At 64.8% G+C, this 722-nt stretch carries 1 protein-coding gene; it reads left to right on the top strand.

Going from position 1 to position 722, the window contains the following annotated elements:
- A partial coding sequence (locus FJM08_RS08470; RefSeq protein WP_211331343.1) for an NAD(P)-dependent alcohol dehydrogenase occupies positions 1 to 680 on the top strand: 680 nt, incomplete at its 5' end.
- Positions 681 to 722: the final 42 nt, after the last annotated feature.

Genomic DNA, 722 nt, shown 5'->3' with positions numbered 1-722 from the left:
AGGTGACCAAGTACCGGCAGGGCGACCGCGTTGGGGTTGGCTGTTTCGTGGACTCGTGCCGCGAGTGCAACAGTTGCACGCGCGGCATCGAACAGTACTGCAAGCCGGGCGCAAACTTCACCTACAACTCGATCGGCAAAGACGGCCAGCCAACCCAGGGCGGCTACAGCGAAGCGATCGTCGTCGACGAAAACTACGTGTTGCGCATACCCGACGTGCTGCCCCTGGATGTGGCGGCGCCGCTGTTGTGCGCGGGCATCACGCTGTACTCGCCACTGCGCCACTGGAATGCCGGGGCGAACACGCGGGTGGCGATCATCGGCCTAGGCGGACTGGGTCACATGGGCGTCAAGCTGGGCGCCGCGATGGGCGCCGACGTGACGGTGCTGTCCCAATCGCTGAAGAAAATGGAGGACGGTCTGCGCTTGGGGGCCAAGAGCTACTACGCGACCGCCGACCCGGACACCTTCCGCAAGCTGCGCGGCGGCTTCGACCTGATCCTGAACACCGTCTCGGCTAACTTGGACCTCGGCCAGTACCTGAACCTGCTGGACGTCGACGGCACACTCGTGGAACTGGGTATCCCCGAGCACCCCATGGCCGTGCCGGCGTTCGCGCTAGCGCTCATGCGACGCAGCCTGGCCGGGTCCAACATCGGCGGGATCGCCGAGACCCAGTAGATGCTCAATTTCTGTGCCGAGCACGGCGTGACACCCGAAATC

It is taken from the genome of Metamycoplasma equirhinis (assembly GCF_006385185.1).
GTDB lineage: Bacteria > Bacillota_I > Bacilli_A > Mycoplasmatales > Metamycoplasmataceae > Metamycoplasma > Metamycoplasma equirhinis.
Note: the sequence above shows the minus strand (reverse complement) of the source record. Positions and strands in the feature narration are given on the sequence as shown.